Here is a 17,909-nt window from a genome sequence, read left to right on the forward strand (position 1 = left end):
TTATGAACTATTCTTAGATATCAAAAAGCCAGGCTCCTCAATGAAGAGGAGTCTGGCTTTGTTATACTACCTGATTCTCTTAAACAGTCTTCAAGAACTCAACAATGGTGAGCAGTCCCTTATCAAAGTTCTCCAGGTTGAAATGCTCATCCGGTGCGTGCAGGTTCTCATCATCAAGGCCAAAGCCCATCAGGACCACTGGTGCTTCAAGTACACGGGAGAAGCTTTCCATGATCGGAATGGAGCCACCGTCTTTGGTGAAGAGGGCACGGGTTCCGTATACTTTGCCGTAAGCGTCTGCTGCAGTTTGCAGAATAGGGTTCGATGGATCGATGTTAAAGGCACGTGCCTTCTCCATTTGCGTCACATGTACTTTCGCTCCGGTTTGAATATTAGCCTTCAGATGCGCTTCAACGGCATCAAGAACATGCTGTGGATCCTGATCGCCAACGAGACGGCAAGTAATCTTGGCATGTGCTTCTTTTGGAATAACAGTCTTGCTTCCTTCGCCTTGGAAGCCGCCATACACACCGTTAAGTTCAAGTGTAGGGCGAGCACCAATACGTTCTACAAAAGAATAACCTTCTTCGCCGTATAACGCATCAAGTCCAAGTCCTTCACGAATCTTATCTTCATTCACGCCTTGCTTCACGAATTCCTCACGTAGCATTGGAGAAAGTTCAGGTACACCATCATAGAAGCCTTCTACAGAAACACGACCTTTGTCGTCATGAAGGGAGCTGAGCAGGGACACAAGAGCGTGCAGTGCATTCGGAACGCCACCACCGTAAGAACCGGAGTGCAGGTCTGTAAGAGCTGTAGTTACGCTCACTTCAAGTGATCCTAGGCCACGTAGTCCTGTGCAAATTGCAGGGCGACCGCGTTCCAGCAAGGAAGTATCGGAGACTAGCACCGCATCCGCAGCCAGCTTCTCTTTGTTAGCTTCCAGGAATGGAGGGAGATTTGCACTGCCGATTTCTTCTTCACCTTCGATGCAGAGCTTGATGTTAACAGGAAGAGTACCTTCTTGTTTCAGGATTGCTTCAATCGCTTTGAGGTGAATGAATACTTGTCCTTTGTCATCCGTTGCTCCACGTGCATACAGCTTGCCGTCACGGATTTCTGGTTCAAACGGAGGTGTAGTCCACAGGTTTAGCGGATCTACTGGCTGCACATCGTAGTGGCCGTATACAAGAATGGTTGGCTTACCCGGAGCATGAAGATAGTCAGCATATATGACGGGATGTCCCGCTGTCGGATGAAGTTCAATGTTCTCAAGTCCGGCTTTCTTTAGTGTTTCTGTCAGCCAATGGGCTGCAGCTAGTACATCGTCCTTATGCTCAGACAAGGCAGAAATACTTGGAATCTTGAGCCATTGTTTTAGTTCCTCGAGATGTTCATCCCGGTGTGTTGAAAAATACGTTTCATATGACATAGTGTGTATGTACCTCCTTAAGTTTTGCTGCGCAAAACCGGCTATGAGCTTAATCGCCATGCGTGACCGTCTTGTTTAGCATTCTATAGGAATCATTATACTGGAGAACTCACTATGGATCAAAAGCGATTAGAAAGACGTCTTATCTGATCCTCGTGACCGGAGCTTTTTTTCGTAATTAATAGTTCCTTTCCGGTTGTTGATTACTAACAGTAACCATGATAAGCTGATTAAACTTAAGGACAAGAAGGCACTATTACATGCTTGAGTTCCTATGGAGGTAACCACTTTGGAACATTCAATGGACGAACCCATTCGGCTAATGCCGACGCTGGAGGATTGCTCCATCACCCGCCAAATTCTCGACAGGGTTGGGGACAAATGGAGTGTGCTCATCATTGTTAATTTGGGTGCAGAAGCATTGCGGTTTAAAGAACTGCAGCGGCGTTCTGGTGGTATATCACAACGGATGCTGACCCAGACCCTGCGTCATTTAGAACGAGATGGTATAGTTTGGCGTAAAGCTACGCCTACGGTACCTTTGACTGTTGAATATGGTCTGACAAGTTTAGGAGAGTCCTTACTGGATCCTTTAACTTCCCTAGTGGAATGGGTCAATAGAAACAACGCTGAAATCGCCAAAGCGCGTATAGGGTATGATTGTCAGCACGAAATGTTGGATTAGCAAGCTAGGTGTACAATTTACTGGGATAGAGGATGGATTATTTTGCAAAAGAAAAGTGAAAAAAACACATTTTTATATACTTACACCTGTTCAGAGGACGAGTTATCACTATGTCAGATGGAGCTTCGTTGTCTTTTTGGAGAGGAAGTACCTTCTTCAATCTTTGAGAGTGAGGTAGAGGTGGATGTCAGCCGCAGTCCCTTCATTAAAGAACGAATTGATGTTATGTACGAAGGAGATAGCTTGCCTGAGATTTATGATCAAACGGAGCAGGTGGAGCTTGGCGGTAAGACATTTAAGGTTATTTTTGTGAAGACCAATGATCTGTCCCCTGCGGACAAAATAGAATATGATGAGCGAAGAGTGATCGAGCGAGAAATTGGGCTGCGGATTGAAGGAGAAGCGGATGTTAACCATCCAGAGCTGGTATACGGCATTGTTACGCTGGGCGGTCGCTGGTACTTTGGATCTTATCATAAGAACAAGGCCACCTGGTTCCGTCAAATGAAGAAGCCGCGTAGCTACTCTATCGCGCTTAGCACACGTGTAGCCCGAGCTGCGGTCAATATAGCCGTTCCGAATCCGGAAGGTGTACGAGCTATCGATCCTTGCTGTGGCATCGGAACAGTAATGGTAGAAGCCCTCTCGATGAGGATCAATATGGTTGGACGTGACATTAACCCTCAAATCGCGATCGGTGCCAGAACGAATATTGCCCATTTTGGATTCACAAGTGAGGTTACGCTTGGAGATATTGCTGACATCACAGAACATTACGATGTAGCTATTGTAGATATGCCTTATAATCTATATTCTAGTATTACACCTGAGGAACAGTTTGCGATTCTAGTGAATGCGCGCCGGATTGCAGATCGGGTAGTTATCGTTGCGATTGAACCGATGGATGAGATGATCACGGAGGCTGGATTTACGATTATAGACCGCTGTGAAGCTAAAAAAGGTTTGTTCTCCCGTCATTTAATGCTTTGCCAGTAATCCTAATGAGGTTATTTAAAGGGGTGCAGCAATGGAGCAGAAATGGTTAACCTGGGCTAAAGAAATACAGGCCATCGCACAGACTGGACTAACTTACGCTAAAGATGTCTATGATATAGAACGGTATCAAGCTTTGCGGGAGCTAAGTGTAGATATCCTCGCTAATTATACGTTCGAAAGCAAGGAGAGAATAAGACTCTCCTTTGCTAGTGAGGGTGGCTATTCTACGCCGAAAGTGGATATCCGTGGGGTTGTTTTTCAGGATGACAGAATCCTGCTTGTCCGCGAGAAATTGGATGGAAAGTGGGCGCTTCCCGGGGGCTGGGGAGATATCGGTCTGTCACCGAGTGAAGTCGTTGTTAAGGAAATTCAAGAAGAATCAGGATTTGAGACAGAAGCAATTCGCTTGCTGGCTGTTTTAGATAAGAAATTTCATAACCATCCTCCGGAGCCGTATCACGTGTATAAGTTTTTTATTTTGTGCAGAATTGTAGGCGGCGAGGCGCTGCAAGGGGTGGAGACGAGTGAAGTATCCTTTTTTGCTGAAGATGAACTGCCTGAGCTCTCATTAGAGAGGAATACAAGTGAGCAGATTGAAACGATGTTTGAATATTTACGAAATCCAGAAAAAGTAGTAATATTGGACTAAGAATTTGCATATTATGTATGACTTCCGTAAAGTGATGTTTTTAATGATGTAAATGATGGGTAATAACTATTATGTAAGCACTTACAATGTTGATATTCTAAGCTTTTAGGTCGAGCGGTCTACATTTTTTCCTCTACTGTGACGATAAGAATTTTAGGAGGGGATCGCATGGAACAAGAAGAGTTGAGCATTCCATTGAAACAGGAAAATGTGGTGCGTCCTGCAGAGGGCAATATTGCCACTGGGCTGGTTTGGGGTATCTTAATCAGCATTCCGTTATGGATCTCTGTGATTGGCTGGATTCTGGGGTTTTGGCGCTGAGCCGTATTTTAATAATTATCTAACTCTATTAGTTGTATAGTATACATCAAAGGCGGTCTCTTCATAACTGAAGAGGCCGCCTTTTTAGTTTCCTGTGTTTCTCAAGATTTCGAATATACCAGTCTAAAGTTCTCGCAAACTACCTTCATCTTTGGATCAAAAGGCTTCTTCAAGAACGCTAAGGATTCTCTGGAGAAGAACTTCTCATGCTCATGGCGCCACGACTCTAATGTTCTGTCATCCTCGCCTTCGCTATAGGCAAAGTCAGCACCTACCTCATCAAAAGGAGTAATTTGCACATCTGTCGTAACGATCACTGCTTGCGGATTACCACGGCCGTCCAGCAGGATACTATGTCGTCCAATTTCTGGTAAGGTCTCGTCACAGACTGCATAAATTTCATAGTTCGAAGCGGTTCCTGTCTTAATCCTGCGGATCACCAGATCTAGCAGTTCATCGGCCATTTGAGGACTGTCGCCAAAGGCCCAAGCCTCGTAGTTATCCGCTGCTTGTGGATGAAGCTGGGTGTATTCTTCCCAAAAAAGCTTAATCTTCGTTTCGTTGCTCATATCCGTATCTCCTCATTTAATAATCGTTAGTGTCCCGCAGTTTCCATCCAGCCCGCATAGAGCTCATCTAGTTGCTCTTGCACTACATCGCGTTCTTTCTGTAGCTCGGCGAGCTCTGCCGCATTGCTACTGATCAGTGGATCTAGCATTTTGGCATCGATTTCCCCAAGCTGATCCTCAACTTCGGCAATAGCCTTTTCCCAATCAAAGTGGATACTCTTCTTGCGGGAACTGGACGAGTTAGCCGTAGTGACATTAACATTCACGGAACGGTTAGATTGAGGCTTACCGGAGCGTGCAGTGGTTCCATCTGAAGAGAAAGGCTTAGGCTGATCAGGAATAGAGACTGGTGCTGCTAACGCCTGTTCAGCTTGCTTCTCCTTGTAATACTCATAGTTGCCGTTGAAAACTCCAAATCGTCCACTTTCAATGGACCAGAGCTTATGGAACAGACGATTAATGAAATAGCGGTCATGTGAAACGGCCAGCACTGTACCTGGGAATTCTTCTAATGCTTCCTCTAGCGCTTCCCGGGAGTCAATGTCTAGATGGTTCGTTGGTTCATCCAGAATTAACAGGTTTGGTTTACGATGCATCAACACAGCGAAACGCAGGCGGGTCCATTCCCCTCCGGATAGATTCGTGATGTCTTTGAATACATCGGCACCGTAGAATAGGAAACGTGCGAGCTGCCCGCGCGCTTCACCTTCTTCTAGTCCGGCCTCTTCACGGAAGTAGCGGAGTACGGATTGTTTGTTATTGTCAGGGACAGCCTCTTGCGCGAGATAACCAACAACGGTTCTTGAACCAAGCGTGCAGCTTCCGGTGTCTGGCGTCTCCTGACCTAATATAATTCTTAAAAGTGTACTTTTCCCTGCCCCGTTACCACCGATAAGTGCCGTAGTTTCTCCGTAGCGAAGAACTTCGTTTACGTCTGTAAACAGGCTTCGCTCTCCATATGCCTTACCGATATCCTCCAGTATGACGACTTGATTCCCGGAGCGATCATTTTGCTGTAGCTGCAAATCCATCGATTTGCGCTCTAGAATAGGACGTTTAACCTTTACCATACGATCCAGTGCTTTTTGCATGGAAGCTGCACGCCGGTAAAAGGCAGGGTTTGGGGGAGTTCCCCGATTCCCAAATTCGATGAGGCGTTTGATGCTCTCCTGCATTTGCTTTATTTTTTTCTGTTGTTCTTGATAATCAGCAAATTGTTGAAGTAGACGTGTTTCCTTCTCTATTTGATAGCCGCTGTAGTTGGTATGGAAGGTAAAAGCCTCGCCATCCTCAATCTCGATCACTTTTTTGACTACAGCGTCGAGGAAGTAACGATCATGGGAAATGGCTAGCACTGTACCGTCATAGCTCTGTAAGTACTGCTCTAACCACTCGATGGCGTTCATGTCTAGATGATTGGTTGGCTCATCGAGTAGAAGTACATCAGGTCTACGCAGCAGGAGTTCTGCGAGTCCGACTTTAGTTTTCTCGCCGCCAGAAAGAGAGGAGAAGAGTCGGTTATATTGCCCAGTTCCGATTCCTAGACCAATGGCAACTCGCTGAATGGAGGATTCAATTTCGTAACCTCCTGCGGTCTCAAATTTATCCTGAAGGCTACCATATTCTTTCAGCAGTCGATTCCATAGCATTTCATCCGTTCCGGTATTGAAGGTGGACATTTCAAGCTCCAGCTCTCGCAGGCGTTGTTGCCATTGCAAAGGTTCAGCAAAGCTACGCTGTAGAACTTCATATACGGTTTCTTTTTCGTTAACCTCTTGAATTTGAGCCAGCATTCCTACTACACTACCTTTGCGAATTGAGATTTGCCCTTGATCGGGGCGCTCTTCGCCATTCAGTAAGTGGAAAAGTGTAGTTTTACCGCAGCCATTGCGGCCGATTAGACCGATTTTTTCTCCTTGGCGGATATCGAAGGTGATGCTATTTAGTACGAGCTGTGCACCGTGGTATTTTTGAACATTTTGGCATTGAATAATCATATATATTCTCCTTTAAGAATGCCCTTTGCACCGCCAGAACCCTAAATCGAAACTGGAATTCTGTAAAAAACCATAAAAAAAGACCGTAGGGAAATTTCCCTACGGCCTTATCATTCTCCGGTTAACTGATCCGTCCGGGTGATGGCAGGAAAGGCATTTCACAATTGTGTAGTGTTATTAAATTCATGGAAATGGACAGACTTCTCCCGTTATCGCCATTTACATGAGCAATGCCAGCTATCGCTTTAGGTAGCCGACTCATAACACTGTTGGTCCAGTTGTGATCCATTCCTTCCACACCCCTTTCTTAACAAATTTAATGACAGTGTAAACAATAATCGGAAATTTAGCAAGTAAAAAGATGGCAAAGCGAAGTTTTACACTGCATAGAATATGAATCGATGAATAATATGGTTCTATGTGTGGGGAGATGTGCCACTAAAAAATAACAGATGAAAAGGGGAAGTTATATGGCACTTTTTGACGGATTGATGGGTAATGCATCACAAGTAAATCTAGCGGAGGTACAGCGGGAATATGCACAAATCCTTGCCCCTCAAGAGAAAATTGAACGAGCCTACAAGCTGATTAGAGATATGTTTATTTTTACAGACAAACGACTGATTCTAGTGGATAAACAGGGACTGACGGGGAAAAAGACGGACTATCATTCCATCCCATACAAAAGCATCTCGCATTATTCCGTGGAGACGGCAGGGCACTTTGATCTGGATGCGGAGCTATGTATCTATATTTCTAGCAGCACTATGCCGCTCAAGAAGACCTTTAATAAATCCGTGAATATTTATGAGGTACAGGCGGTATTGTCACAATATATTTTAAAATAGTTTAGTTAGACCGTGTAGCGGAGTACCAGACCACCATAGGCAAAAGCGGCTAAGATGACAAAGGCAGGATGCAGCTTAAGCCGCTTGATGGCCCAGAATGCGATTGCGGCAATGAACAGTGTTTGCCAGATTCCGATAGAGTCCGCAGGACCTTTGGCCATTGTCCAAGTGAGTACAGCCATCATAACTGCTATAACGGGGTGGACAAGCAATGTCATCCCTTTCACTACGGGGGATTGCTTGTATTTTTGCATGACCTCTAACAGGATAATAAGCGCTACTGCGGAGGGCAAGACGGTTGCTAACAAAGCTATGATGAGTCCTAACCAGCCGTAGACATCATAGCCGACGTAAGCTGCGATTTTGGTAGCAATTGGGCCAGGCAGTGCATTGCCAAGTGCAAGCATGTTAGAAAACTGTTCATCGGTCAGCCAGCCGTAATGGGGAACGATTTCTTGATACATCAATGGAATAGAGGAAGGACCACCGCCGTATCCAAGCAAATTCGCCATGAAAAATCCGTATATGAGCTCTAACCAGTCCATCAATTTGATCTTCCTTGTTGTTGCTTCGCGATGATCCGGTAATGAACGGCTCCGTAACCTAGAAAAAGTACGATTACGAGAGCTGGATGTATGTGAATTATTTGTAGCAGAAGTAAGGCTAGAAGGATGAAGACAGCGCTGAGATATTTTCCTAGCCCTTTATAGGCTTTTTGCGCAAACTCATATGCCATTATTCCTAACATGACAGCAATGACAGGAGATACCCCCGCGATCATTCCAGCTACTACTTTTGAGCTACTTAAATAATTTACAGCTGATAACAGTATGATCATAGCCAGGCAGCTAGGTAAAATATGTGCCAAAACTGACAGTATCGCCCCCCTAACTCCTCGAAGTTTATATCCAAGATAAGCCGCCATTTTGGTAGCAATAGGTCCCGGTAGCGCGTTGGCAATCGCCAATGTCTCCCCGAATTCATCATCGCTTAGCCAAGTGTAGCGAGTTACCGCATCATGCCGGATTAATGGAATCACGGAAGGCCCTCCGCCATAGCCGACAATCCCAGTTCTGAACATGGCGATAGCTAATTGTACATAGTCTTTATGGATGGATATCACGTGAGACCTCCCCTTGTGTTTAGAGCCCATTCTATACAAATCATATGTGTGAAGCTACGAGGTTGACTAGAAATTAGCTAATGTTTGTGCATGAATCACAAAAAGAGGATGGTTATTTTGAGGTTTGGCGTAACCGATTGACAAGGGATTTTTATGTAATGTTAAATGACATTAATTAAGTGAGAAGTTAATAGGGAGATGGGGAACATGGCGGAGAAACCTGTAATAGGCACAAAAACAATGGTCGTCAGCCCTCATTATTTAGCTTCGGCTGCGGGTGCGCGCATTTTGGAAAAAGGGGGAAATGCCTTTGATGCGGCGGTGGCGGTTAGTGCGACGCTCGCTGTAGTCTACCCACATATGACGGGGCTTGGTGGGGATTCGTTCTGGTTGACCTATAGCACAGAAGAGGCGCGTGTCCGGGCGTATAACGGAAGTGGACGGTCGGGTTACGGAGTTCGCAGAAGTTGCTATGCCGGTGAGGGAGCTATTCCGAGGCGGGGGATCCGCAGTGCCATCACCGTACCGGGGATGGTGGATAGCTGGGACGCCATGCTCAGCAAGTATGGCCGCTTAACGCTGGCAGAGGTGCTGGAGCCAGCCATCGGCTATGCTCAGAGTGGGTTTCCGCTGTCGCCGGACCAGCGGAATAATACGCTGTTTGCTGGAACGGCGTTGTCGGCGGAGGCGTCCGCGATTTATATGCCGGGTGGAGTGGCTGTGTCTGCTGGATCGAGATTTCAGCAGACGCAGCTGGCGACAACCCTGAGGACGTTGGCTGCGGGTGGACGGGATGCTTTTTATAAGGGGAAGATTGCTGAAGATATTTGTGATTATATGCTGGCAGCTGGGGGCTATCTCACACGGGATGATTTTGCGGATCATCAGGGGGATTGGGTCGAGCCGATTCATGCGGAATATCATGGGCATAGGGTGTATCAAGTGCCGCCAAATTCTCAAGGGTTTACGGGGCTGATGAGTCTTAATATATTGGAGTATTTTAATTTCGGAGAAATCGAGCATGGCTCTTATGAATATTACCACCTGCTTGTTGAAGCGCTGAAGCTGAGTTTTCGTGATCGGGATAGAGTGCTTACAGATCCGGATTTTAGTGCTATTCCTTTGGTGCAGTTGCTGAATAAGAACTATGCAGGGCAACTAGCCTCTACGATCTCGATGCAAAAAGCGGCACAGCTGACCAGTCAGCCTATTGGTAGTGATACTGCATATGCTGCGGTGGTGGATGAGGAGGGAAATGCGGTTTCCTTTATTCAGAGTCTGTATTTTGAGTTTGGCTCAGGAGTGGTTGCTGGGAATACAGGAATTCTGCTTCAGAATCGGGGTTCGTTTTTCTCGCTTGATCCGAACCATATCAATACGCTTGAACCGCATAAGCGCAGCTTCCACACACTGATGCCAGCCATGGCCTGCCGCGAGGGCAAACCTGCGATTCTATATGGTACGCAAGGTGGTGAAGGTCAGCCGCAGACTCAAACGTTGCTACTTACAAGGATGCTGCATTATGGGATGAATCCGCAAACGTCTGTAAGTGAACCACGTTTTGTATGGGGGAGGACGTGGGGGGAGCCTACGCAGGAGCTGAAGGTAGAGGGACGGGTAGCGGATGAGGTGCTGGCAGATTTGGCGGGAGCCGGTCATATTGTCCGGAAAGTGGAAGCATATGACGGGAGCGTGGGTCATGCTCACGCGATATCCATAGATGACAATGGATATCGTAGTGGGGGGACAGACCCGCGCTGCGATGGCGCGGCGATAGGTTGGTAGGGTGAGGTGAGAGTAGGTAGAATTTGGGTTGGAGGTGGGTTGCAGGCGACACCTTGAAGTGAAAGGCTTCTTAGAAAGGTGTAACAGAAAGCCCTAGTTTATTGGACATGAGATTTTAGAAGGATGATTAAAATCTTAGACGAGTTGATTAAGATCTTAGAAGGAATGTTGAGGGGAGGAGGAAGGGGATATGGTGGATAATCGGTATGGTGCATTTATCGATCCTCAGCTAACAGTCGGACGTTTAGGGAACGGGATATTGAACGGACTGACCTTTGCGGTGAAAGATGTGTATGCGGTAGCAGGGCACAGTTCTTCTGCTGGTAATCCAGATTGGCTGTGGAGCCACAATCCGTCTACAGAACATGCGGCAGTAGTACGTCAGTTGCTCCGATCGGGAGCGACGCTTCGAGGAGCGACTCATACGGATGAGCTGATGTACAGTCTGGGTGGTGAGAACCATCATTATGGAACGCCCATAAATCCCCGTGCCGCAGGTTGTATCCCGGGTGGTTCTTCTAGTGGATCGGCAGTAGCGGTAGCTTCAGGTAGTGTTGATTTTGCGCTCGGAACAGATACAGGTGGTTCTATTCGAGTCCCTTCCGCCTATTGCGGAGTATATGGCTTTCGCCCGACGCATGGTGCTGTGAATATGGAAGGTGTGATCCCGTTATCACCGCAATTTGATACAGTAGGCTGGATGGCAGATCGTATGGGTGTGCTCCAGAAGGTTGGGGAGGTTTTACTTGGAAGTGGACGCATGACTGAAAAGGTAATGATGAGCATAGATGGAAATTTAGAATTGAATATAGAGAACGGTAGGGAAAAAAATGAAGAGGAAGAATTGGAGAATAATATACAAAAGAACATAGAGGATCAGATACCAAAGAGCAAAGGAAATCATGTGGAATATAATTCTAGAAAGGATAAAGAGGATGATTCACAAAAGAAAATGGTGACTTTATTTGTCGCTACGGACTGTTGGGATTTGGTCGATCCAAAGGATGTGAGTGTTCTAGCGAATGGATTGAACCACTTGAGGACTGGTGCTGATCATTTCTTCGAAACTGAAATAGCTCGAGAAGGTTTAAAAGTCTGGATGGATGTCTTTCGAGAGCTACAAGGCAATGAGATCTGGACAACCCATAGCGCCTGGATTGAGAAGGTGAAACCAGTTTTTGGGCCTGATATTGCGGCCCGGTTCTCTTGGGCTGCTAACTTTGCTGGCAAGGACCACAGTATCGCTCTGAATAAACGAGCGGAGATTTCTACTCAATTGCGCCAACTGCTGGGAGAAGATAATTGTCTTGTGATTCCGACAGTACCTGGTCCTGCTCCACTGCGTGGTGGGGGGTTGCGTCAATTGGAGGAGAACCGTAGTGGGGCGATGATGTTGAGTTGCATGGCTGGATTGGCAGGCCTGCCTCAAGTAACATTACCTATGCTCTCTACAAATGGACTGCCGCTGGGATTGTCGGTTATCGCCGGACATGGTCAGGATCTTCGGCTACTCTCATGGGTGAAGGAGGTTTGGCGGCGGTCGTGAGATGACGGGACTTGATGGGTTTTGAGATGATAGGTGAAATTGGTTTTTTAAAAAATGAACTCAATGTGATGAAGTAGGCTCAATAATGGTGTGTTAGAGTAAAAGAAAAATTCAGTGCTCAAAAGTTGGCTAAGACCAGCGTTTCAGTAAACACCTCCATGCGAAGAAAAAGAACGGTATAAATCCCGTAGAATGCGCGAAATTGGCCCGTATAGCTGAAAAGAACGGTATAAATCCCGTAGAATGCGCGAAATTGGCCCGTATAGCTGAAAATAACGGTATAAATCCCGTAGAATGCACGAAATTGGCTCATATAGCTGAAAAGAACGGTATAAATCCCGTAGAATGCGCGAAATTGGCTCATATTGCGGGGAAGAAGGGCAAAAATACGCTAGAATCCTGTAATTCCGGCCATATTACAGGAAAGAGGGGGATAAATACCCTAGAATCCAGTGATTCCGGTCATATAGCCGAAAAGAGGGGTATAAATCCCCCAGAATCCAAGAATACTGGCGATATTACCGGAAGAAGGGGTATAAATGCCCCACACCAAAAAGGTCAGCCACGACACACTCGCGTTTCATCTCAACACGCAAACAAAGCACCTTCCGTGAAGAAGGTGCCATGCCACGTCCGAGCTCTATTCTACGAATGCTTCGACTTCTATTTCTACTAACAATAGTGGATCAATAAGCGCTTTTACCTCTACCATGGTTGCTACAGGCTGAATATCTTTGAAAAATTCGCCGTGTGCTTTGCCGACTTCTTCCCAGCGTGAGATGTCTGTCACGAACATTCTTGTTCTAATTACATGCGACAAATCAGCATCTAGCTGGTTTAGCGCTTTTTCGATGGTATGTAGAATGAATTTCGTCTGCGCGTATGGATCTCCTACACCGACTATTTCCCCGTCTTGCATGGCTGTTGTTCCTGCGACTTCGATACGATTGCCGATTCGGATGGCGCGAGAATATCCAACCACCGACTCCCAGGGTGAACCCGTAAACACTTGCTTTTTACTCAAAAGATCCCCTCCAAATCCATCCTAATATTGTCCGATCTAATTATACTACTCACACAAGTGATGTGAACTAAAGATTAATGATTAATCAGTTATGTTCATTTAATGTTATTTTAACTAACATAAAAACCATTAAATTTTAATTTCACTCTATCCAAGGAGGTTCATTTTAATTATAATGTTACATAAAATAACATTATGAATTAGAAATGGTTCAATTGATCCTAAAAAGGAGGGATGGCATGCATCTTACGGTTGAAGAAGCGTTGTCCATTTATCCTTTGTCCGAGGCGAAGCTTATCGCGGGGTCCAAGGGGAAACATCGAATTGTGAAATCGATCAATGTGATGGACGCACCTGATATTTCGGATTGGATTAAAGAAGGCGAGATGCTGCTAACGACAGCCTATTTAATCAAGGACAATCTGGAGGATGCCTCTGCTTTGCTGCAAACACTGAATCGAAGGGGCTCATCGGCCTTAGGTATTAAGCTGGGACGATTTTGGGATAAAGTACCGGAGCAGCTAATCGCAGAAGCGGAGAGCCTTAACTTCCCCTTAATCCAGTTACCGTTCCAGTTCACTTTTTCGGATCAGATGAATGGCCTGTTTCGCGCCGAGCTTAGCCGGAGCACTCATGTTTTGCAGAGCATAATGGAGAAGCAGAAAAAGCTGATGCAATTTGCCTTGCGATCTGTCCGCAGCCGTCCACTGTTTGACTCGGTGTCTGAAGTGATTGGCCATTCACTTGTGGTGGTTAGCGCACGCGGGGATGTAATCTATAACAATTCTGAATATCAGACCTCACAGCTGCTGGAGGGGTGGCCCTGGCAGAATCGTAATCAACGTTTTCGTGTAGAAGATCGTACAGGTTATCGCACACCACTAATACAAGGAGAAAAGTGCTCGGGATATTTATTGTATTGTTCCATCGACCCTTTATTGCTCCCGGTGGAAGAGAGCTTGTTCGTTCAGGGTGCTGAACTTATTTCATATCATATTCACTCAGGATACGAGGATTATTTTGAACAGGCAGAACAAAGGGAGTTCAGTGGATTGCTGAGACGTTGTCTAAATGGTAACTTATCTTACTCCGATTTAGTACAGTCTGCTGTAAAGCTGGAGATAGAGCTGCTTCAATCGCCATTCTGTCTCTTATTAACCGATATTGCTACGACGAGTGAAGAACGCCAAAGTGAGCTGCTTAGATTAAAAGAAGAATACACTGAACACCCCGTACTGCGGGATTTAAAGGCCATTCATGTGATTGTAGACCAAGGATTATTGTCCATCTATCCGGCAGCTCTTCAGAGTCCTGAGCAATTTCGTGATGTAATCCAGGCTTGTTTTGACAACCTGAAGTTTGACAAGGGGTATTATCCACGAGCTGCGATAAGTAGTTGTAAATTGAAGCCGGATGGGCTGAAGGAGGCTTTTGCGGAGGTGAAGGAATGTATGGGGATGCTTCAGTTTGAGGGAGTGCATGGGAATGTTGTGCATTATCGGCAGCTTGAGCTTTCCTTGCTTCTTGGGCAAATCCCGACAGAGGTCATGGAGAAATATTGCAACGGAACGCTTAGAGGACTGCTTAGTCGTGAGCCGGAGTATGTGCGAGAAATGCTGCGGACGCTGGAGGTTTATCTAGAGAACGATGGGCATGTCAATGAGACAGCCAAAAAGTTGTTTATTCATCGGAACACGGCTACCTACCGGATCGAGAAGCTCAGTGAGCTCTTGGATGTCGATTTTAAAAAAATAAATGATCTAATGAGGCTGAAGTTAGTGTTCATGTTTCGGAGAATGCTTGGGCGGGACTAAGGTCTGGGTTGAAATGCAAACACGGAGGAGGGAGCCTCGTGAATACACATGAGATCGCAACGCATATTCAAACCCATAAGGCGCCTGCGGTGCTGGCAACACTGATTGAGGTAGAGGGACACTCGTATCGTAAACCCGGGGCAGTGATGTTGTTTTTTGAAGGGGGCACGATTGGGAGTCTGAGTCCAGGTTGTGTGGAAAGCGATCTGGAGTTACGTACCTCTGAGATATGGGAACGAGGGCTGCCCGAGATTGTGGAATACAATATGTTGTCTTCGGATGATCTGTCCTGGGGTGAGACTGTCGGCTGTGGAGGCAAAATCAAAGTGGTGCTTGAACCCGTGCAGGGTCAGCTCTACAAGCTTTTGGTGCAGGCGAGTGACAGATTGGCTAGGGGAGAGAAGCTAATTCTGTTCCGCGAAGCAGTGGAGAACGGTTTTGCCTATAAGCTGGAGCTGGATCCAGACAATGAACTGCCGCAGAGCAAGAAATATCCGAAATTATCCCACTCGGCAAAAGAAAACCTAGCAGCAGGTCGCTTTATGGCCGCTCCAGCAGAATTGACAGCATTTCATGCGTCTTTCGTGCCTAAACCGCGGCTTGTGATTTTTGGTGGTGGGCTTGATGTGGTTCCGATTGCGGAACTTGCTGACAGAGTTGGCTTTCGGGTTGCGGTTGCGGATTGGCGCGAAGGAAGCTTGCACAATAAGTTTCCTCGAGCTGAACAAGTAATTTGTTCCCCTATGGAGGTTGTTCAGCGATTAGGCGTAGCTCGAGAGGATTATGTATTGATTTGCAGTCATCAACTTGGGCGGGATAGACAGTTCCTGGAGAGTGTGATTCCGCTTGCTCCTCTATATATAGGGATTATGGGTTCGAAGGCGCGGATAGCTCTTTTACTGGAAGGGCTTGAGGCTCCTGCATCTTTGCATGCACCTGTAGGGTTGCCGATTGGAGGAGAAGGTCCGGAGGAGATTGCGGTCAGTATTATAGCAGAAATTATTCAAATTAGAAGGGTGGGCTCACGAGAGCTGCCCAAAGGAGCGGATAGTATTGAAGGTAGCAGGCATATATTTGGCAGCGGGGCAGAGCAGGCGGATGGGTGTGTCCAAGGTTTCACTGAAATTGTCGCAGGAGGTCTCACTCGGGAGCGTCGCGCTTAGTGAATTGGATCGTTGCAATCTAGAACCGCTAATCGTGGTAGTGCGTGCGGATGACAACTTGGAATGGCTGCCACCCGCGATTGAACCGCAAGGCTCCAGACGCACCGAAACTTGTTTAACCGCACATCTAGGATTGTCTTTTTCACTGCGCTGCGGCCTTAATGCGGTATTACCTTTACAGCCCGATGCAGTAGTTGTGGCGCTTGCGGATCAGCCATTTATTACTACAGCATTAGTGAACCGTCTAATACAAACGTTTGAACAATCTCCGGAGATGGATTATGTCGCTAGCGTCAGCAATGGGTCGGCTATGCCTCCGGCTTTGTTCTCGAAGACGTTGTTTCCAGCACTACAGGGATTAGATGGAGATCGAGGAGCGGCGGGGATATTGCGTTCACCTGATTATAAGGGGATTGTTCTGGAATCTGAGTCTGCCCATTATTTCATGGACGCAGATACAAGAGAAGATTTTGGTGAGATTCAGGAGCAATGGATTCTGAGAAATGGAAAGTGAAGTAAAAAGTAGTCTAAAAAGTAATCTGAAACAGTGTTCCTTTTCCACCTTTGGTCATATAATATGACACGCAACTCACCTTCCGAAAACCAATTAGTGCATTACACACAAAAAAAGTTCTGATTCTTATATTCCTATACAAACGTATGTTATATAAATTTACGCCAAGGCCACCTCTAAGTATAGTAGAAGTACATTAATGGTTGCAGCCATGATGAGAGATGATTTGGAGGAGGAGAATTATGAAAAAAAGGGGTCAGTTCATAACATCTTGTCTTGCATTAATGGTTCTAATGACGGTGGCTTTGGTGGGGTGTGGCAGCAATAATAATACTTCTACAAATGCAACGGAGGCACCAGCGACAACTACAGCGGCAACAGAGGCAACTGCAACAACAGAACCGGCTGCAAAGAAACCGACGGTTGCTTTTGTTTATATCGGACCTCCAGGGGATGGCGGCTACACGTACCAACATGATCAAGGACGGCTGTATATGGAGAAGGAGCTGGGGATTAAAGCTGACTTTGTAGAAAATGTCCCTGAAAGTGCTGACGCCGAACGAATCATCACAGAGCTTGCGCAATCACACGACATCGTGTTTACAACGAGCTTCGGATATATGGATTTTACATTAAATGTAGCGGGCAAATTTCCCAACGTGAAGTTCCTGCATGCTTCGGGTTACAAAACCGCAGAGAACATGGGAACCTACTTCGGGAAAAACTATCAGGCCAGCTATCTGAGCGGCATTGCGGCAGGAAAAATGACCAAAAACAATCAGCTGGGTTATGTGGGCGCTTTTCCGATCAGCGAAGTGATTTATAACTTGAATGCTTACACCCTTGGGGCACAAAGTGTCAATCCTGATGTAAAGGTGAATGTGGTGTGGACGAATACATGGTATGACCCGACGACTGAACGTCAAGCGGCAATCAGCTTGCTGGATAAGGGTGCGGATGTGCTTTTGGCCTATCAGGATTCACCTGCAACCCTGCAGGCTGCTGCTGAACGAGGGGCTTTTGCCGGGGGAAATGACTCGGATATGAGCAAATACGCTCCGGACAATTATTTGACGAACCCGGTATGGAATTGGGGGCCGTATTACGTAAAAGCTGTGCAGGCAGTTATGGATGGAACCTGGAAGAGCGAGCAATATTCCGGTGATATGGCTGACGGTATGGTGGAGCTGGCTCCTTTCGGGAACAAGATCCCAGATGATGTGAAAAAGCTTGTCGAAGACGCCAAAGCCAAAATTATCAGTGGTGAGCTTGAGGTTTTCACAGGTCCGATCTCAGATAATCAAGGGAATGTGAAGGTTCAGGAGGGTCAGAAGCTGACCTTGGAGGAAGTGTTGGGCATGAACTGGCTCGTAAAAGGTGTGGAAGGAACTATCCCGCAATAATGTTTAAAAATAGGGAATAAGATGTGCACAATCTATG

The 17,909-nt window shown here is 46.3% G+C and carries 18 protein-coding genes; 11 read left to right on the forward strand and 7 right to left on the reverse strand.

The genetic code is table 11. From position 1 onward, the window contains the following. Positions 1-79 precede the first annotated feature (79 nt). Positions 80-1,435, reverse strand: coding sequence for a dipeptidase (locus tag H70737_RS06605; RefSeq protein WP_042185749.1), 1,356 nt, complete (start codon positions 1,433-1,435; stop codon positions 80-82). Between the two features lie 289 nt (positions 1,436-1,724). Between H70737_RS06605 and H70737_RS06610 the strand changes: the two genes are divergently transcribed. The 4 genes from H70737_RS06610 to H70737_RS30620 all read left to right on the forward strand — a co-directional run bounded on the left by H70737_RS06610 (position 1,725) and on the right by H70737_RS30620 (position 4,086). Beyond that, positions 1,725-2,120 carry a winged helix-turn-helix transcriptional regulator gene (locus H70737_RS06610; RefSeq protein WP_231573394.1) on the forward strand — a complete coding sequence of 132 codons (396 nt, stop codon included), beginning with the start codon at positions 1,725-1,727 and terminating at the stop codon, positions 2,118-2,120. A gap of 42 nt (positions 2,121-2,162) precedes the next feature. Continuing rightward, positions 2,163-3,116 (forward strand): TRM11 family SAM-dependent methyltransferase, encoded by a 954-nt coding sequence (locus H70737_RS06615; protein ID WP_042185751.1) that lies wholly within the window; start codon positions 2,163-2,165, stop codon positions 3,114-3,116. Positions 3,117-3,147: 31 nt separating this feature from the next. After that, positions 3,148-3,765, forward strand: a complete 618-nt coding sequence (locus H70737_RS06620; protein ID WP_042185753.1) for an NUDIX hydrolase — start codon at positions 3,148-3,150, stop codon at positions 3,763-3,765. A 168-nt stretch (positions 3,766-3,933) separates the two neighbouring features. Next, positions 3,934-4,086 carry a hypothetical protein gene (locus H70737_RS30620; RefSeq protein WP_156113065.1) on the forward strand — a complete coding sequence of 51 codons (153 nt, stop codon included), beginning with the start codon at positions 3,934-3,936 and terminating at the stop codon, positions 4,084-4,086. A gap of 101 nt (positions 4,087-4,187) precedes the next feature. Here H70737_RS30620 and H70737_RS06625 read toward each other — a convergent pair whose 3' ends face one another. From H70737_RS06625 to H70737_RS31635, 3 genes are all read right to left on the reverse strand, one after another. Then, positions 4,188-4,655 carry an ASCH domain-containing protein gene (locus H70737_RS06625; protein ID WP_042125149.1) on the reverse strand — a complete coding sequence of 156 codons (468 nt, stop codon included), beginning with the start codon at positions 4,653-4,655 and terminating at the stop codon, positions 4,188-4,190. Positions 4,656-4,681: 26 nt separating this feature from the next. Further along, positions 4,682-6,652 carry an ABC-F family ATP-binding cassette domain-containing protein gene (locus tag H70737_RS06630; protein WP_042185755.1) on the reverse strand — a complete coding sequence of 657 codons (1,971 nt, stop codon included), beginning with the start codon at positions 6,650-6,652 and terminating at the stop codon, positions 4,682-4,684. A gap of 99 nt (positions 6,653-6,751) precedes the next feature. After that, positions 6,752-6,814 carry a cytochrome c3 family protein gene (locus H70737_RS31635; RefSeq protein ID WP_379423559.1) on the reverse strand — a complete coding sequence of 21 codons (63 nt, stop codon included), beginning with the start codon at positions 6,812-6,814 and terminating at the stop codon, positions 6,752-6,754. Between the two features lie 308 nt (positions 6,815-7,122). Here H70737_RS31635 and H70737_RS06635 point away from each other — a divergent pair, with 308 nt between their 5' ends. Beyond that, entirely contained in the window at positions 7,123-7,500 is a 378-nt protein-coding gene (locus H70737_RS06635; RefSeq protein WP_042185757.1) for a PH domain-containing protein, read from the forward strand. A gap of 5 nt (positions 7,501-7,505) precedes the next feature. On the opposite strand, the gene H70737_RS06640 is transcribed toward H70737_RS06635, so the two are convergent. Then, the gene (locus H70737_RS06640) at positions 7,506-8,045 is read right to left on the reverse strand and encodes a chromate efflux transporter ChrA (RefSeq protein ID WP_042185759.1); all 540 of its coding nucleotides are present in this window, start codon (positions 8,043-8,045) and stop codon (positions 7,506-7,508) included. After that, positions 8,045-8,623, reverse strand: a complete 579-nt coding sequence (locus tag H70737_RS06645; protein WP_442950249.1) for a chromate efflux transporter ChrB — start codon at positions 8,621-8,623, stop codon at positions 8,045-8,047. The genes H70737_RS06640 and H70737_RS06645 overlap by 1 nt, the downstream gene beginning before the upstream one ends. Positions 8,624-8,830: 207 nt before the next feature. On the opposite strand from H70737_RS06645, the gene ggt reads away from it, so the two are divergent. Next, entirely contained in the window at positions 8,831-10,408 is a 1,578-nt protein-coding gene (gene ggt / locus H70737_RS06650) for a gamma-glutamyltransferase (RefSeq protein WP_042185762.1), read from the forward strand. A 193-nt stretch (positions 10,409-10,601) separates the two neighbouring features. Continuing rightward, positions 10,602-11,954, forward strand: coding sequence for an amidase family protein (locus tag H70737_RS30630; RefSeq protein ID WP_042193429.1), 1,353 nt, complete (start codon positions 10,602-10,604; stop codon positions 11,952-11,954). Between the two features lie 640 nt (positions 11,955-12,594). Here the strand turns inward: H70737_RS30630 and H70737_RS06665 are convergent. Beyond that, the gene (locus H70737_RS06665; RefSeq protein WP_042185766.1) at positions 12,595-12,978 is read right to left on the reverse strand and encodes a RidA family protein; all 384 of its coding nucleotides are present in this window, start codon (positions 12,976-12,978) and stop codon (positions 12,595-12,597) included. 239 nt (positions 12,979-13,217) lie between these two features. Here H70737_RS06665 and H70737_RS06670 point away from each other — a divergent pair, with 239 nt between their 5' ends. From H70737_RS06670 to H70737_RS06685, 4 genes are all read left to right on the forward strand, one after another. Beyond that, positions 13,218-14,792: a PucR family transcriptional regulator gene (locus H70737_RS06670; RefSeq protein WP_042185768.1), complete on the forward strand. Its 1,575-nt coding sequence runs from the start codon at positions 13,218-13,220 to the stop codon at positions 14,790-14,792. A gap of 38 nt (positions 14,793-14,830) precedes the next feature. Continuing rightward, positions 14,831-15,955 carry an XdhC family protein gene (locus H70737_RS06675; protein ID WP_052404190.1) on the forward strand — a complete coding sequence of 375 codons (1,125 nt, stop codon included), beginning with the start codon at positions 14,831-14,833 and terminating at the stop codon, positions 15,953-15,955. Beyond that, the gene (locus H70737_RS06680; RefSeq protein ID WP_197071270.1) at positions 15,897-16,469 is read left to right on the forward strand and encodes an NTP transferase domain-containing protein; all 573 of its coding nucleotides are present in this window, start codon (positions 15,897-15,899) and stop codon (positions 16,467-16,469) included. The genes H70737_RS06675 and H70737_RS06680 overlap by 59 nt, the downstream gene beginning before the upstream one ends. Positions 16,470-16,711: 242 nt before the next feature. Continuing rightward, a complete protein-coding gene (locus H70737_RS06685; RefSeq protein ID WP_042185773.1) occupies positions 16,712-17,872 on the forward strand; it encodes a BMP family ABC transporter substrate-binding protein in 1,161 nt (386 codons plus the stop codon). Positions 17,873-17,909: the final 37 nt, after the last annotated feature.

The organism is Paenibacillus sp. FSL H7-0737 (assembly GCF_000758545.1).
In the GTDB taxonomy this organism is placed as follows: Bacteria; Bacillota; Bacilli; order Paenibacillales; family Paenibacillaceae; genus Paenibacillus_AQ.

What these genes read in the sequence shown, in the direction of transcription:
- H70737_RS06605 (WP_042185749.1), bottom strand. Translation starts at nt 1,435, where the DNA reads ATGTCATATGAAACGTATTTTTCAACACACCGGGATGAACATCTCGAG.
- H70737_RS06620 (WP_042185753.1), top strand. Translation starts at nt 3,148, where the DNA reads ATGGAGCAGAAATGGTTAACCTGGGCTAAAGAAATACAGGCCATCGCA.
- H70737_RS30620 (WP_156113065.1), top strand. Translation starts at nt 3,934, where the DNA reads ATGGAACAAGAAGAGTTGAGCATTCCATTGAAACAGGAAAATGTGGTG.
- H70737_RS06625 (WP_042125149.1), bottom strand. Translation starts at nt 4,655, where the DNA reads ATGAGCAACGAAACGAAGATTAAGCTTTTTTGGGAAGAATACACCCAG.
- H70737_RS06630 (WP_042185755.1), bottom strand. Translation starts at nt 6,652, where the DNA reads ATGATTATTCAATGCCAAAATGTTCAAAAATACCACGGTGCACAGCTC.
- H70737_RS06635 (WP_042185757.1), top strand. Translation starts at nt 7,123, where the DNA reads ATGGCACTTTTTGACGGATTGATGGGTAATGCATCACAAGTAAATCTA.
- H70737_RS06640 (WP_042185759.1), bottom strand. Translation starts at nt 8,045, where the DNA reads ATGGACTGGTTAGAGCTCATATACGGATTTTTCATGGCGAATTTGCTT.
- ggt (WP_042185762.1), top strand. Translation starts at nt 8,831, where the DNA reads ATGGCGGAGAAACCTGTAATAGGCACAAAAACAATGGTCGTCAGCCCT.
- H70737_RS06670 (WP_042185768.1), top strand. Translation starts at nt 13,218, where the DNA reads ATGCATCTTACGGTTGAAGAAGCGTTGTCCATTTATCCTTTGTCCGAG.
- H70737_RS06685 (WP_042185773.1), top strand. Translation starts at nt 16,712, where the DNA reads ATGAAAAAAAGGGGTCAGTTCATAACATCTTGTCTTGCATTAATGGTT.